The following is a 15,089-nucleotide window of genomic DNA, read 5'->3' on the forward strand; positions in this document are numbered from 1 at the left end:
CAAACAAAGGAGGGAGTTTCATGATCAATTATGGATCAGAAACAGAACAGCAGTATTGGAACAGCTGGTTTTACAAAAAAGATAGTGAAGCTGCCAATGAATTGATGCGGATGTATATGCATGTAGTCGATTACCATACGCAGCGCATCGCTGCGCACCTTCCCTCCAGTGTGAGCAGAGATGATGTCAGAAGCTTCGGTTACACAGGATTGTATGATGCTTTACAAAAGTTTGAGCCAAGCCGGGATTTTAAATTTGAAACTTATGCTTCGTTCCGAGTAAGAGGAGCCATCATGGACGGTCTGCGGAAGGAAGACTGGCTTCCCCGGACTGTACGTGATAAAGTGAAGAAAATAGAAGCAGCTGCGAGCAAACTCGAACAATCATTGGAACGGAAACCGACCAGCATAGAGATCGCAAAGCAGACTGGCTTGAGCCGGGAGGAAGTAGAGGAGGCAGTATGCGATGCGCTGTTCTCTAATGTTCTGTCCATGGATGACAAGCCAGCTCGGCCAAAGCAAGACAAACAGGATACAAGCTATGTTCTTCCTGATCTCAAGACACCGCAGCCGGAAGATGCAGTGCTGCAGAAGGAACTTGTTTTGCAGTTGACAGACAGCATTAAGCAGCTGAATGAACATGAACAGCTTGTTGTAAGCCTTTTTTATAAGGAAGAATTAACGTTTACTGAAATTGGACACATACTGGAATTGACAACATCACGTATTTCACAAATTCACAAACGCGCCATATTCAAATTACGGGAATCCCTAGCAAAGCTTTCAGCAACTAGCTGAAAGCTATTTCCAATTTATATAGAAAGAAGGTTCTCCATGATAACACTACTAGTCTGTGCCAGTCTGCTCCTTCATTTACTGACCTTCATAGCTATCCGCGCATTGCAATCAAACATACAGCAACTGGAAAGCCGGCAGCAGAAAGATAAACAAGAGTACGAAGCGATGCTCAGCTCGATACTCAATGAATTGAAAGAAGAGAATGATCGACTTCTTCATTCAGAACTTCAGCCCGGAAAAGCCTACTCGCAAAAAATCGTGGAGGAGAAAAACAGCCAACCTTCTCCAGCAATAGAAGACGACACACGACCTGTTTCTGATTACACACCGCCTCAACCAGCGGAGGAAGAAGATCAAGTATCCATGTCCAATCTCAGCCGCGTGCTGCAGCTTCATGATCAAGGGTTATCTTCTGTTGAGATTGCGAAGCAGCTCGGAATGGGGAAGACGGAAGTAGAATTGATTCTTTTAATGAAGAAAAATGGTGAAAATAAAAGAAAAAGCTGAGAAAATACAAAAACATGTCTAAGATGCTTGATTGATGGTTATAGCTGTGCTATATTTATTTTTGGTGTTAATACACACGTCTGCCGATTTTTACGGGAGGTGCTGACAGATTGTCAGTTCCCGATAAAAGATGAAGCAGTCGGAGGAGAAAAAACCATTAGGAGGAAACACTATGTCAGTCATTTCAATGAAACAATTGCTTGAAGCTGGTGTTCATTTCGGTCACCAGACTCGCCGTTGGAACCCAAAAATGAAGAAATATATCTTCACTGAGCGTAACGGCATCTACATCATCGACCTTCAGAAAACAGTTAAGAAAGTCGACGAAGCTTATAACTACGTGAAAGAACTTGCTGCTGATGGCGGTACTATTCTTTTCGTAGGTACGAAGAAACAAGCACAGGAATCTGTGAAAGAAGAAGCGATCCGTTCTGGTCAGTACTTTGTTAACCAACGTTGGTTGGGTGGTACGCTTACTAACTTCCAGACAATCCGCAAACGTATCAACCGTTTGAAATCCATCGAACGCATGGAAGAAGACGGTACTTTCGAAGTACTTCCTAAAAAAGAAGTAGTAGGTTTGCTTAAAGAAAAAGAACGTCTTGTTAAATTCCTGGGCGGTATCAAAGACATGGAAAGAATCCCTGACGCTCTATTCGTTATCGACCCACGCAAAGAAAGAATCGCTATTGCAGAAGCTCATAAATTGAATATTCCAATCATCGGTATCGTTGATACTAACTGTGATCCGGACGAAATCGATTACGTGATCCCTGCAAATGACGACGCAATCCGCGCTGTCAAATTGCTTACTTCCAAAATGGCTGATGCTATCTTGGAATCCAAGCAAGGTGAAGAATTGGAAGACCAAGAAGCTCCAGCTGCTGAAGAAGCTACAGAAGCTGTAAGCGAGTAATGGATGAAGGGTGATAAGGGGGGACCTTTTATCACCCTTTTTTCAAGAAATGAATTGTCCAAACCCTAAGGAGGCATTTACGATGGCAATCACGGCACAAATGGTAAAAGAATTGCGCGAAAAAACTGGCGCAGGTATGATGGATTGTAAAAAAGCTTTGACACAAACAGATGGTGACATGGAGAAAGCGATTGATTACCTTCGCGAGAACGGTATTGCGAAAGCTGCTAAGAAAGCAGATCGTATCGCTGCAGAAGGTTTAACTTTCATCGCAACAGAAGGCGATCATGCAGTATTGCTTGAAGTAAACTGTGAAACTGACTTTGTTACAAAGAACGATCAGTTCAAAACATTATTGAACGATCTTGCTCAGCATATCCTTACTAACAAACCAGCTAACGTAGAAGAAGCATTGGAACAAAAAATCAATGGTGACCAAACTGTTGGTGAATACATCAATGCTGCTATCGCGAAAATCGGAGAAAAGATTTCTCTTCGCCGCTTCGCACTTGCAAGCAAAGAAAACAACCAAGCATTCGGCGCTTACACACATGGCGGCGGACGTATCGGTGTATTGGCATTGCTTGATGGTACTACTGATGCAGAGCTTGGTAAAGACGTTGCAATGCACATCGCTGCGGTTAACCCTCGTTACGTTTCCCGTGATGCAGTAGCTGCTGAAGAAGTAGAACGTGAGCGCGAAGTATTGAAAACACAAGCTCTAAACGAAGGTAAGCCAGAAAACATAGTTGAGAAGATGGTAGAAGGCCGTCTTGGTAAATTCTTCGAAGAGATCTGCTTGCTTGAACAAAGCTTCATTAAAGATCCAGATCAAAAAGTGAAGAAATACGTATCCGACAAAGGTGCTTCTGTAGTTAACTTTGTTCGTTATGAAGTGGGCGAAGGTATGGAAAAACGTGAAGATAACTTCGTTGACGAAGTAATGAGCCAAGTTAAAAAATAAGTACGACAAAAAGAGGGGACACTTGGTGTTCCCTTTTTTACAAAATACATACCTTTGGAGGCAATGATGACTACAGCACCCTATAAAAGAATCGTATTAAAACTAAGTGGAGAAGCATTAAGCGGCCAAGTCGGCTATGGTATTGAACCTTCCGTCATCCGTTCGATTGCGGAACAAGTAAAAGAAGTAGCAGAAATGGGAGTGGAAGTTGCAGTTGTCGTAGGCGGCGGTAACATCTGGCGCGGTAAAGTTGGCAGTGAAATGGGAATGGACCGTGCAAATGCTGACTATATGGGTATGCTGGCAACAGTGATGAACTCTCTTGCTTTACAGGATAGCTTGGAGAACCTTGATGTTCCGACAAGAGTGCAGACATCTATCGAAATGCGCCAAGTAGCTGAGCCGTATATCCGTCGTAAGGCGATTCGTCACCTTGAGAAAAAACGTGTTGTCATTTTTGCAGCAGGTACAGGAAACCCGTACTTCTCTACTGATACAACAGCTGCTTTAAGAGCTGCTGAAATTGAGGCTGAAGTAATCCTGATGGCTAAGAATAATGTCGATGGCGTTTACAGTGCAGATCCTAAATTAGTAGCAGATGCTGTGAAGTACGACACTCTAACTTATTTGGATATCCTGAACGAAGGACTGGGAGTCATGGATGCGACAGCCTCCACATTATGTATGGATAATGATATTCCGCTACTTGTGTTCTCTATTAGTGAAAAAGGTAATATCAAAAAAGCAGTTTCCGGTGAGAGTATCGGAACGATTATTAGGGGGAATAAATAATGTCAACAGCAATCATTTCTGATGCGAAAAGCAAGATGACACAGGCAGTACAGGCTTTCTCCAGACAGCTGGCGACTGTCCGTGCTGGACGTGCGAACCCATCTCTTTTGGATAGCGTCTATGCAGATTACTATGGTGCTTCCACACCTTTAAACCAACTAGCAAGTATTACAGCTCCAGAAGCACGCATGCTTGTTATCACACCTTACGACAAAACAGCGATCTCCGATATCGAAAAAGCTATCCAAAAAGCTGATCTTGGCCTATCTCCTTCTAGTGACGGTAATTTAATTCGTCTTAGCATCCCTGCATTGACAGAGGAGCGACGTAAGGATTTAGTAAAAGTCGTTTCTAAATATCTAGAAGAGGCGAAAGTACAAATCCGTAATATTCGCCGTGACAGCAACGATCAATTGAAAAAAGCTGAGAAGAGTAAAGAAATCACAGCTGATGAACTAAAAGGCTTCCAGGATGATGTACAGACGGAAACGGATAAGCACATCACCCAGCTTGAAGGTCTTGCAAAAGACAAAGAAAAAGAAATATTGGAAGTTTGACCCTTAACCATGTAAAATAAGTAGTACAAGACCCTCTTGCTAAAGGGGGTTTTTGCTCTTTTTGCGAGAAGCAATGAGCAGTACTGCGCAGGGCGCCTCTGGCTCTTTTCAGTCAGCAGAGAAAAAAGCCCAATGGAGGATTCAAAATGATTAAACTTCCTTTTTTCAATAGGAAAAGAAGAATAGACTTACAGCCATCGACTCTAAAGCTCGAAAACATTCCAGGACACGTGGCCATTATCATGGATGGAAATGGACGCTGGGCTAAAAAGCGCGGTCTTCCCAGAATTGCAGGACACAAAGAAGGGATGACAACTGTCCGACGGATTGTTAAAGCTGCGAATCGGATCGATGTGAAGGTACTTACACTGTATGCTTTTTCCAAAGAGAACTGGAAACGGCCGCAGGCAGAAGTAGATTTTTTGATGAAGCTGCCAAAGGAGTTTCTAACGACTTACCTGCCTGAGCTCATTGAAGAGAACGTTAAGGTACAGACGATTGGAGATTTTGAAGGTTTGCCTTCCTTTACTAAGGAAGCAATCAGAGAAGCGATGGAGCAGACGAAACATAACGATGGTCTTATACTCAACTTCGCATTGAATTATGGTGGACGATACGAGCTTGTTCATGCTGTACAAAGTATGATGAAGGATATCTCCGACAAGAAACTTCAAATGGAAGATATCGATGAGACATGTATTTCCCGCTATTTATATACTGAAAAATTGGCAGACCCGGATTTAATTATCCGTACAAGCGGCGAGCATCGATTAAGCAATTTTCTGCTTTGGCAGAGCGCTTATTCAGAGCTATGGTTCACGGAAGTATTGTGGCCTGATTTTGATGAACTGCTTTTCGAGCAGGCGGTCAGTGATTTCCAGAACAGAAAACGGCGCTATGGCGGTATTTGAGGTGAATATTTAACAATGAAGCAACGATTGATCACAGCGATTATCGCAGGCATATTCTTCATGATATTTGTACTGCTTGGCGGGGTATGGTTTGAGGCGTTTATTTATTTGATCGCAACCATCGCCTTCATCGAGCTGTTGCGTATGCGCAAAATCGCGAAATATAAAGTACCATCTGTCGTGAGTGTCCTGTTGCTATGGGGGCTATTGGCCCCAGACCTGGGCATGATCAACACAATGTTTGATTTACATATCAATAAAACGGATATTCTGTTATTCTCCGTTATTCTACTGCTGAGCTACACAGTACTGGCTAAGAACCGATTCACTTTCGAAGATGCAGGATTCCTGCTGATTACGGTTGTATATGTCGGTTTTGGTTTCCTCTATTTCATTATTACGAGGAACGCTCCGGATGAAATAATTGGAGGCCATACGGTATCAGGATTGTCCAAGTTCATTTTTGTCCTGGTTGTTATTTGGGCAACTGACTCGGGAGCTTATTTCTTTGGAAAAGCTTTCGGTAAACGTAAACTCTGGCCTACAATCAGTCCGAACAAGACAATCGAAGGAGGCGTAGGCGGCCTCGTTCTTGGCTGTGTAGCAGGTATTGTATTCCAGTTTATTTCCCCAGTAAGCAGCTCCATTTTAATTGTTGCGGGAGTATGTATCTTGATTGCTCTCTTCGGCCAGCTTGGAGATATGGTTGAATCTGCTTTTAAACGTCATTACCTTGTAAAAGATTCTGGAAAAATCCTGCCGGGACATGGCGGAATATTGGATCGTTTCGACAGTATGATTTTTGTTTTCCCGATCCTGCATTTAATTCAATTCATTTAATAGAGTATAAAGAGGAGCGTGTCCGATGAAAACAATCGCATTATTAGGTGCAACCGGTTCAATCGGTCTGCAGACATTGGATGTCATCCGCAACCATCCGGAAGCATTTCGACTTCACAGTATGGCATTTGGTCGAAACATTGAAAAAGCGTTGCCGCTTATCAAGGAGTTCGAACCCGCTGTAGTAGTTGTACAGGATGAACAAACAAAAGAGAAACTTCATCAGACACTTCCGCATGCAGAAATCCTGGTCGGTTCCACTGGAATGGTAGCAATCTCTTCAGCAGGTGAGGTCGATGTTGTCGTAAATGCTGTTCTCGGCAGTATCGGACTTGAAGCGACGCTAGAAGCAATCCGTGCTAAGAAGCAGGTAGCATTCGCCAATAAGGAAACGCTGGTTTCAGCTGGTCATCTTGTCATGACTGAAGCGAAGAAACATGGTGTCAATCTGCTTCCGGTAGATAGTGAACACGCAGCTATTTTCCAATGCCTGAATGGGGAAAAGCTTGAGGACGTAAACAAGCTGATCATTACCGCTTCTGGCGGAAGTTTCCGCGATAAGACGAGGGATGAGCTTAAACAAGTAACGCTGGAAGATGCTCTGCGCCATCCGAACTGGAGTATGGGACAAAAAATCACCATCGATTCTGCAACGATGATGAACAAAGGTTTGGAAGTTATCGAAGCACATTGGCTATTTGGAATTGATTATGATGATATCGAGGTTGTACAGCACAGGGAGAGCATCATTCATTCCATGGTAGAGTATAAGGATTACAGTGTCCTTGCCCAGCTTGGTACACCTGATATGCGGGTTCCGATCCAGTACGCACTCACCTACCCTGAAAGACTTGATTTAGCCGTTTCAAAAAGGTTAAACTTAGTGGAAATAGGCAAACTCCACTTTGAAGAAATGAGTATGGAACGATTTCCTTGTTTGCGTATGGCATACGAAGCAGGCAAAGCCGGCGGCACTGCCACTACCGTATTGAATGCTGCAAATGAGGAGGCTGTAGCGTTGTTTCTTGCAGGGAAGATCTCTTTCCTGACAATAGAGGATTATGTAGCGCGCGCACTAGATGCACATGTCTATGAATCTTTCCCTTCTTTGGAAACAATCATGGAAACAGATCGTCTCACGCGGAGTCAAGTGAGGTCCTATATCCAATAAAGGCAGGTGCCCATTGTGACAACTATTATTGCGTTTATCCTAGTGTTCGGGCTGCTCGTTTTCGTGCACGAACTCGGACATTTGATTTTTGCGAAGCGTGCTGGAATGCTAGCACGTGAATTCGCCATCGGTTTTGGACCGAAGATCTTCTCCTGGATGAAAAACGAGACACTTTATACGATCAGACTACTCCCGATTGGGGGATATGTCCGCGTTGCCGGTGAAGATCCGGAAATCGTGGAGTTGAAGCCTGGTCATCATATCGGTCTGGAATTCAATGACAAACAGGAAGTAACAAAGATTATCGTCAATAATAAATCCAAGCATCCTTATGCACGCGTTATTGAAGTTGAAAGTGCAGATTTGGATCATAGCCTGCTGATATATGGTTATGAGATAGGTGAGGAAGAACGACTTTCTTTCCCAGTCCATGAGAAAGCTATGTACGTTATGGATGAGACAGAAACTCAAATCGCTCCATATAACCGACAATTCGCTTCTAAGAACAAGCGGCAGCGAGCAATGCAATTGTTTGCCGGTCCGATGATGAATTTCCTGCTTGCGCTTGTGTTGTTTTTCATACTTGCTCTAATACAGGGAGTACCAGCTGACAACGCAGCCGTAGGTACTGTACAAGACGGATCAGCTGCACAAGAAGCTGGGATTCAGTCGGGAGATGAAATTACAGCAATCGATGGAACACCTGTGCAAACTTGGGAAGAGTTCACGACTATCGTGCGAGAGAACCCCGAAAGAGAACTTGAGGCTACAATCGTCCGGGACGGTGCTGAGCAGCAGCTTCTGATGACTCCTGCGCTTGTTGAAAATGGCGATCAGCAAATCGGCCAAATCGGTGTAACACTTGCAATGGAGAAAAGTTTCTTAGGTGCAATTCCTTATACTTTCCAGCAAACCTGGGAATTCGGAACAATGATCATAACCAATTTAGGACAGCTCATAACTGGTCAGCTTAGTATCAATGCGCTTTCTGGTCCAGTAGGTATATATGATGCGACAGATCAAGTAGTAAAAACGGGATTGATTAATCTGATCCAATGGACAGCATTGCTCAGTGTCAATCTTGGGATCGTTAACCTCGTCCCGCTGCCCGCACTTGATGGTGGACGTTTGTTGTTCATCGGTGTGGAAGCATTAAGAGGTAAACCAGTTGAACCACAAAAAGAAGCAGTAGTCCATTTCATTGGATTTGCTTTGCTCATGCTTTTGATGATTGTGGTCACTTGGAATGATATACAGCGGCTATTTTTATGATGCAGAGGTGGAAGAATGCGACAAAGTAAAACATTTATACCAACACTAAGAGAAGTTCCAGCTGACGCAGAGGCAATCAGCCATCAGCTATTAGTCAAAGGCGGATATATCCGCCAGACAGCTTCTGGAATCTACAGCTATCTGCCGCTTGGTACGAAGGTGCTGCGTAAGGTGGAAGCGATCATCCGTGAGGAGTTGGATCGTACCGGTGCGAGCGAAATGCTTATGCCGGCACTGCAGCCTGCAGAGCTATGGAAAGAAACAGGACGCTGGAAGGTATACGGACCTGAGCTGATGCGTATGCATGATCGGAATAACCGGGAATTCGCACTTGGTCCTACTCACGAGGAAGTTACAACGAGTTTAGTACGTGATGAATTAAACAGTTATAAGAAATTACCGCTTACGGTGTATCAGATCCAAACGAAATACCGTGATGAACAGCGTCCTCGTTTTGGACTATTGCGCGGTCGTGAGTTTATCATGAAAGATGCTTATAGTTTCCACGCTGATTACGAAAGTTTGGATGAAGCTTATGAGACTATCTCTGACGCTTACCATCGCATCTTTAAACGAGTAGGATTGAATTTCCGTGCAGTAGTAGCTGATTCTGGTGCAATGGGCGGGAAGGATACACACGAATTCATGGCACTTGCTTCTGTTGGAGAAGATACGATTGCATTCAGTGATGTATCAGATTACGCAGCCAATATTGAAATGGCCGAAGTACTTGATCAAGGTCAAAAGCCTGATGCGGAAGCTCTCGCTCTTGAAAAAATCGAGACCCCTGGTGTTAAGACGATGCAGGAAGTGGCAGATTTTCTTGGTCACACGCTTGAAGAGGGTCTAAAAGCAGTTGTATTCAAAGTGGATGACCGTCTTGTTATGGTCATTTCACGCGGAGATCATGAGATTAACGACATTAAGGTGAAAAACCTTTACCAAGCACAGATTGTTGAGCTTGCCGCTGAAGCGGAAGTGAAAGAACTGCTTGGTGCTGGCTTTGGATCTCTTGGTCCAATCAATGTACATGAAGATATAGACGTTATTGCAGATAATAGCGTTAAATATGTAGTTAATGTAACTTGCGGAGCGAATGAAGATGGCTTCCATTATAAAAATGTGAACCCAGAACGTGACTTCCAAGTGAAGCAATATGCTGATCTAAGATTCATTAAAGCTGGCGATCCATCTCCAGACGGCAATGGTACAATCCAATTTGCGGAAGGTATCGAAATTGGACAAGTATTCAAGCTAGGTGAATTCTATGCAGAAAAAATGCAGGCTAAATTCCTTGATGAACAAGGAAAAGCTCAGAATCTTATTATGGGATGTTATGGAATTGGTGTATCGCGTACACTTGCGGCGGCTGTCGAACAGCACAGCAAAGAAGGGGCAATTGTGTGGCCTAAATCCATCAGTCCATACCAAGTACATCTGATTAGCCTTAACCCGAAAAAAGACGAACAGCGTGAATTGGCTGATCGTTTATATGAAAGATTACTTGAAGCGGGCGTCGATGTGTTGTACGATGATCGTAACGAACGTGCAGGTGTCAAATTCGCAGATAGCGACTTAATTGGTGTTCCAGTTCGCGTCACAGTAGGTAAACTTGCCACTGATGGCCAAGTGGAAGTGAAGTTCCGTGATACAGAACAAGAAGCAGTTTCACATGAGAATGATTTGCTTGAGCAACTAGCTGCTTATCTATAAAAATGTACAAGCCCTTGTCAATCCTTTGACAGGGGCTTTCGCAAGACCGCAGTACCACTAGCGGGGGAGGAGAAGTCACAATGAGTTTAAGTCGCAATGAGAAAATGGACATGCTCCTTGAGCAGATCCAGCTAGATAAAGAAACTATCGAAGCTCATTTCAAGGAGAGTCAGCTGGAGAGATTGGAAGTCGACCCGAAAGAAAAGTCTTGGCACTTTCATTTTCAATTGGCGAATCTGCTGCCTCCAACCATATATAAAATCTTTACTGCTAAGCTGACAGAAGCCTTCGCACACATTGCTGCTGTGAATTGGTCTATTCGATGTGTCACGAATACAGTGGAAGGTGACCATATACAGGATTATTGGAAGGATTTTGTCTTAACTTATCCCAAACTGTCACCCGCTTATAAGGATCTTGTCCAAACGCAGCTCCCGACAGTTAACGGTAATAAGATTATGTTAACTGCGAGAAATGAAGCAGAAGCAAGTGCTTTAAAGAAAAGACTCGAACCTGCTTTTCAAACGTATTGTGAGAAAATAGGAGCGGGCCTTTATATGCTTACTGTCACCGTTCAGGAGCAAAGCGTGGAAGAAATGACTAAATTCCGTGAGCAAAAAGCACTGGAAGATAGCTTGCTTGTTCAAAAGGCTATCAAGGATTCTGAAGAACGTGCGAAGAAGCAGGATGAGGCTCCTCAAGGTCCAGTTATGATCGGTTATGCTATCAATGACGAAATTACACTGATGCAGGATATTCAGGATGAAGAACGTCGCATGGCAGTTCAAGGATATGTTTTTGATGTAGATATTCGTGAATTGCGTTCTGGCCGTCACTTGCTCATCGCGAAAGTAACGGATTACACTGACAGTTTCCAAATCAAAATGTTCTCTAAAGGTAATGAAGATGCTGATAAATTCAAGCAGCTCAAAAAAGGTATGTGGATAAAAGCACGCGGAAGCATCCAAACAGACAACTTCACGAATGAACTGACTATGATGGCAAATGACATCAACCAGATCACCGTTACTCTTCGCCGGGATGAAGCTGAAGAAGGGGAGAAGCGTGTCGAACTGCATGCACATACGCTTATGAGTCAAATGGATGCTGTTACATCAGCAAGCCGTTTAATTGAGACGGCAGCGAGATTCGGACATGAAAGTATCGCAATAACAGATCATGCTGTCGTGCAGAGTTATCCGGAAGCATTTGCTGCCGGTAAGAAAAACAATGTAAAAGTTATCTATGGATTGGAAGCCAACCTTGTCGACGATGGGGTTCCTATTGCATACAACAGCAAAGATATCAATTTGGAAAAAGCGACTTATATCGTATTCGACGTAGAGACGACAGGTCTATCTGCTTCCTATGATAAAATAATCGAACTGGCTGCGGTGAGGTTCCATGACGGAGAAATTGTAGACCGCTTCGAACGATTTGCCAATCCGCATCAAAAGCTTAGTCAAACGATAATTGACTTGACTGGCATCACGGACGATATGCTCGTAGATGCGCCTGAAATCGAGGACGTTTTGAATGATTTTAACGCTTGGATGGGCGATGATGTTTTAGTTGCTCATAACGCAAGCTTCGATATGGGCTTTTTGAATCAAGGCTTCAAGCGAATTGGTCTGGAGAAGGCACCGAATGCAGTTATTGATACACTGGAGCTTGCCAGATTCCTGTTTCCGCAGCTGAAGAATCACCGCTTGAATACACTGTGTAAATTCCTGGATATCGAATTAACGCAGCATCACCGCGCAATCTACGATACAGAAGCTACAAGTTACTTGCTTTGGCGTTTATTGAAGGAAGCCTTCAATAAAGAAATCATGAATCATAATCAGCTAAATAACTACATGGGGGAAGGAAACGCCTATCAACGTTCCCGTCCATACCATTGTACAATCTATGTGCAGAATGAAACTGGCTTGAAGAACATGTACAAGCTTGTAAGTATGTCACATGTAGACTACTTTTATCGTGTACCGAGAATTCCTCGTTCCAAGCTGGAACAGCATCGAGAAGGTTTGATTATAAGCTCAGGCTGTGACAAAGGTGAAGTGTTCGAGGCAATGATGCAAAAATCGAAGGAAGATGCAGCAGAAGCTGCGGCATTTTATGATGTGATTGAAGTGCAGCCTCCATCTAACTATTATCATTTGATCGAGAAAGAGCTTGTCCAGAATGAGGCACATCTGTTTGACATCCTTCGCAACATTGTCGAACTAGGTGAAGATCTGGATAAGCCGGTAGTTGCGACCGGTAATGTGCATTATATTGAAGAGCACGAAAAGCAGTATAGAAATATCTTGATCAAGTCGCAGAATGGTAACCCACTTAGCAGACAGACTTTGCCTGATGTCCATTTCCGCACGACACCAGAAATGCTTGCTTGCTTTGATTTCCTTCCTTCTGAAAAAGCGAAAGAGATCGTTGTGACGAACACGAAGAGAGTTTCTGACATGATGGAAGCTGTGAAACCGGTCAAAGAAGATCTGTACACGCCTAATATTGATGGTGCGGAAGACGAAATGCGCCAGATGAGCTATGATCGTGCCCGGAGCATCTATGGTGAAGAATTGCCGGAAATAGTTGAGAAACGAATTGAGAAGGAACTGAAAAGTATTATCGGCCACGGATTTGCCGTTATTTATTTGATTTCGCATAAGCTGGTGAAGAAATCACTGGAAGACGGATACTTGGTTGGGTCTCGGGGGTCAGTCGGCTCGTCATTGATTGCGACGCTAACCGATATTACCGAGGTAAACCCGCTACCGCCGCATTATGTATGTCCTGGCTGTAAGTACCACGAGTTCTTCAATGATGGATCTGTTGCCAGTGGCTACGATCTTCCTGCGAAAAATTGTCCGTCATGCGGTGAATCATTGAAGAGGGACGGACAGGATATTCCGTTCGAAACCTTCCTAGGATTCAAAGGTGATAAAGTTCCCGATATCGATTTGAACTTCTCTGGAGCTTATCAGCCGCAAGCCCATAACTACACGAAAGTGCTGTTTGGAGAAGACAAGGTATATCGCGCCGGCACAATAGGAACTGTAGCAGAAAAAACAGCCTACGGTTATGTAAAAGGCTATGCCAGTGACAATCAGCTTCATATCCGCAACGCGGAAGTGGATCGTCTTGTGCAAGGAACTACCGGTGTTAAAAGAACGACTGGGCAGCACCCAGGTGGTATAATTGTTGTACCTGATGACCAAGATATATATGACTTCACACCTATCCAGTTCCCAGCAGATGACCGCAATTCTGAATGGAAAACGACTCATTTCGACTTCCACTCAATTCATGATAATCTGCTTAAGCTGGATATTCTCGGACACGATGATCCGACCGTTATCCGAATGCTTCAGGATTTGTCAGGTATCGATCCGAAAACAATACCGACGAACGACCCGGAAGTGATGAAGATCTTTTCCGGACCCGACGCATTAGGTGTGACGGCAGAACAAATAATGTGTAAAACAGGAACACTTGGTGTACCAGAGTTTGGAACGCGTTTCGTCCGCCAGATGCTGGAGGATACGAACCCGTCAACTTTTGCCGAGCTTGTCCAGATTTCCGGTCTTTCTCATGGTACAGATGTATGGCTTGGTAATGCTCAAGAATTAATCAACAGCGGTATTTGCACATTGCCTGAAGTAATCGGCTGTCGTGATGACATCATGGTATATTTAATGCACAGAGGCCTTGATTCATCTCTTGCGTTCAAGATCATGGAGTCTGTCCGAAAAGGGAAAGGCCTCCAAGATGAATGGATAGAAGATATGAAGAAGAACAATGTACCGGATTGGTATATCGATTCCTGTCTGAAGATCAAGTACATGTTCCCGAAAGCCCACGCAGCGGCATATGTACTCATGGCTGTGCGAATTGCCTACTTTAAGGTGCATCATCCAATTCTCTTCTATGCAGCGTACTTCAGTGTACGAGCTAGTGATTTCGAGCTTGATACGATGATCAAAGGACCGGATGCAATCCGCCATCGTATCAACGAAATCAACCAAAAGGGACATGATGCTTCTCCAAAAGAGAAGAACCTTGTGACGGTACTGGAGCTTTCCCTTGAGATGTGTGAGCGAGGCTTCCATTTCCAGCGAGTAGATTTGTACAAATCCAGTGCAACTGACTTTCTTGTTGATGGAGACAGCTTGATTCCGCCTTTCAATGCAATTGACGGACTAGGTACCAATGCTGCGCTTAATATCGTGAAAGTACGGGAAGATGGCGAGTTCCTATCAAAAGAGGACTTGCGTGAACGAAGCAGGATCAGTAAAACGGTATTGGAGTATATGGATCAGCATGGCTGTCTGGAAGGAATGGCTGACCAGAACCAGCTTTCGCTATTCTAACAGGATTCTTGCCTAAATAAGAAACTTGTGGTATATTATCCAATAGCGGTATTGATACGAACCAGATCAAGAGTGGGATTTCCCACTCTTTTTCATACCATGGATTCGGCATCAAGTTTGTAAGGGGAGCGCCTCTTCGTTGTTTTGTAGCAAAAAGCACATGATAAACATTGTTCCCTTGCTTCCATTTCGGGCAAGGGTTTTCTATTGAGAGGCACGCCCTTACCCATTTTAAAAGTAATATTCGCCTGAAAGCGTGCAGTAAAGGAGGAAGCA

At 43.9% G+C, this 15,089-nt stretch carries 12 protein-coding genes; all 12 read left to right on the forward strand.

Annotated elements, in window-relative coordinates; genetic code table 11:
* Positions 1 to 20 precede the first annotated feature (20 nt).
* The 12 genes from GZ22_RS06695 to GZ22_RS06750 all read left to right on the forward strand — a co-directional run bounded on the left by GZ22_RS06695 (position 21) and on the right by GZ22_RS06750 (position 14,813).
* Complete coding sequence (locus GZ22_RS06695) at positions 21 to 797, forward strand: FliA/WhiG family RNA polymerase sigma factor (protein WP_038565744.1); 777 nt, start codon at positions 21 to 23, stop codon at positions 795 to 797.
* A 36-nt stretch (positions 798 to 833) separates the two neighbouring features.
* Positions 834 to 1,304, forward strand: coding sequence for a DUF6115 domain-containing protein (locus tag GZ22_RS06700; protein WP_038560253.1), 471 nt, complete (start codon positions 834 to 836; stop codon positions 1,302 to 1,304).
* 172 nt (positions 1,305 to 1,476) lie between these two features.
* The gene (rpsB, locus tag GZ22_RS06705) at positions 1,477 to 2,220 is read left to right on the forward strand and encodes a 30S ribosomal protein S2 (protein WP_038560256.1); all 744 of its coding nucleotides are present in this window, start codon (positions 1,477 to 1,479) and stop codon (positions 2,218 to 2,220) included.
* 82 nt (positions 2,221 to 2,302) lie between these two features.
* Positions 2,303 to 3,184 carry a translation elongation factor Ts gene (tsf, locus tag GZ22_RS06710; RefSeq protein WP_038560259.1) on the forward strand — a complete coding sequence of 294 codons (882 nt, stop codon included), beginning with the start codon at positions 2,303 to 2,305 and terminating at the stop codon, positions 3,182 to 3,184.
* A 66-nt stretch (positions 3,185 to 3,250) separates the two neighbouring features.
* Positions 3,251 to 3,976 carry a UMP kinase gene (gene pyrH / locus GZ22_RS06715; protein ID WP_038560262.1) on the forward strand — a complete coding sequence of 242 codons (726 nt, stop codon included), beginning with the start codon at positions 3,251 to 3,253 and terminating at the stop codon, positions 3,974 to 3,976.
* Positions 3,976 to 4,533 carry a ribosome recycling factor gene (gene frr / locus GZ22_RS06720; protein WP_038560265.1) on the forward strand — a complete coding sequence of 186 codons (558 nt, stop codon included), beginning with the start codon at positions 3,976 to 3,978 and terminating at the stop codon, positions 4,531 to 4,533. Before pyrH ends, frr begins: the two co-directional genes overlap by 1 nt.
* Positions 4,534 to 4,679: 146 nt before the next feature.
* The gene (locus GZ22_RS06725; RefSeq protein ID WP_038560268.1) at positions 4,680 to 5,444 is read left to right on the forward strand and encodes an undecaprenyl pyrophosphate synthase; all 765 of its coding nucleotides are present in this window, start codon (positions 4,680 to 4,682) and stop codon (positions 5,442 to 5,444) included.
* Between the two features lie 15 nt (positions 5,445 to 5,459).
* Positions 5,460 to 6,284 carry a phosphatidate cytidylyltransferase gene (locus GZ22_RS06730; RefSeq protein ID WP_038560271.1) on the forward strand — a complete coding sequence of 275 codons (825 nt, stop codon included), beginning with the start codon at positions 5,460 to 5,462 and terminating at the stop codon, positions 6,282 to 6,284.
* A 25-nt stretch (positions 6,285 to 6,309) separates the two neighbouring features.
* The gene (locus tag GZ22_RS06735) at positions 6,310 to 7,455 is read left to right on the forward strand and encodes a 1-deoxy-D-xylulose-5-phosphate reductoisomerase (RefSeq protein WP_038560275.1); all 1,146 of its coding nucleotides are present in this window, start codon (positions 6,310 to 6,312) and stop codon (positions 7,453 to 7,455) included.
* A gap of 15 nt (positions 7,456 to 7,470) precedes the next feature.
* Entirely contained in the window at positions 7,471 to 8,727 is a 1,257-nt protein-coding gene (gene rseP / locus GZ22_RS06740; protein WP_038560279.1) for an RIP metalloprotease RseP, read from the forward strand.
* 15 nt (positions 8,728 to 8,742) lie between these two features.
* Entirely contained in the window at positions 8,743 to 10,440 is a 1,698-nt protein-coding gene (locus GZ22_RS06745) for a proline--tRNA ligase (protein ID WP_038560282.1), read from the forward strand.
* A gap of 80 nt (positions 10,441 to 10,520) precedes the next feature.
* Positions 10,521 to 14,813, forward strand: coding sequence for a PolC-type DNA polymerase III (locus tag GZ22_RS06750; RefSeq protein ID WP_038560285.1), 4,293 nt, complete (start codon positions 10,521 to 10,523; stop codon positions 14,811 to 14,813).
* Positions 14,814 to 15,089: the final 276 nt, after the last annotated feature.

The organism is Terribacillus saccharophilus, from assembly GCF_000725365.1.
Taxonomy (GTDB): domain Bacteria; phylum Bacillota; class Bacilli; order Bacillales; family Amphibacillaceae; genus Terribacillus; species Terribacillus saccharophilus.

Excerpts from the sequence above, each read along its gene's own strand:
- GZ22_RS06695 (WP_038565744.1), top strand. The coding sequence starts at position 21 with ATGATCAATTATGGATCAGAAACAGAACAGCAGTATTGGAACAGCTGG.
- GZ22_RS06700 (WP_038560253.1), top strand. The coding sequence starts at position 834 with ATGATAACACTACTAGTCTGTGCCAGTCTGCTCCTTCATTTACTGACC.
- rpsB (WP_038560256.1), top strand. The coding sequence starts at position 1,477 with ATGTCAGTCATTTCAATGAAACAATTGCTTGAAGCTGGTGTTCATTTC.
- tsf (WP_038560259.1), top strand. The coding sequence starts at position 2,303 with ATGGCAATCACGGCACAAATGGTAAAAGAATTGCGCGAAAAAACTGGC.
- pyrH (WP_038560262.1), top strand. The coding sequence starts at position 3,251 with ATGACTACAGCACCCTATAAAAGAATCGTATTAAAACTAAGTGGAGAA.
- frr (WP_038560265.1), top strand. The coding sequence starts at position 3,976 with ATGTCAACAGCAATCATTTCTGATGCGAAAAGCAAGATGACACAGGCA.
- GZ22_RS06725 (WP_038560268.1), top strand. The coding sequence starts at position 4,680 with ATGATTAAACTTCCTTTTTTCAATAGGAAAAGAAGAATAGACTTACAG.
- GZ22_RS06730 (WP_038560271.1), top strand. The coding sequence starts at position 5,460 with ATGAAGCAACGATTGATCACAGCGATTATCGCAGGCATATTCTTCATG.
- GZ22_RS06735 (WP_038560275.1), top strand. The coding sequence starts at position 6,310 with ATGAAAACAATCGCATTATTAGGTGCAACCGGTTCAATCGGTCTGCAG.
- GZ22_RS06745 (WP_038560282.1), top strand. The coding sequence starts at position 8,743 with ATGCGACAAAGTAAAACATTTATACCAACACTAAGAGAAGTTCCAGCT.
- GZ22_RS06750 (WP_038560285.1), top strand. The coding sequence starts at position 10,521 with ATGAGTTTAAGTCGCAATGAGAAAATGGACATGCTCCTTGAGCAGATC.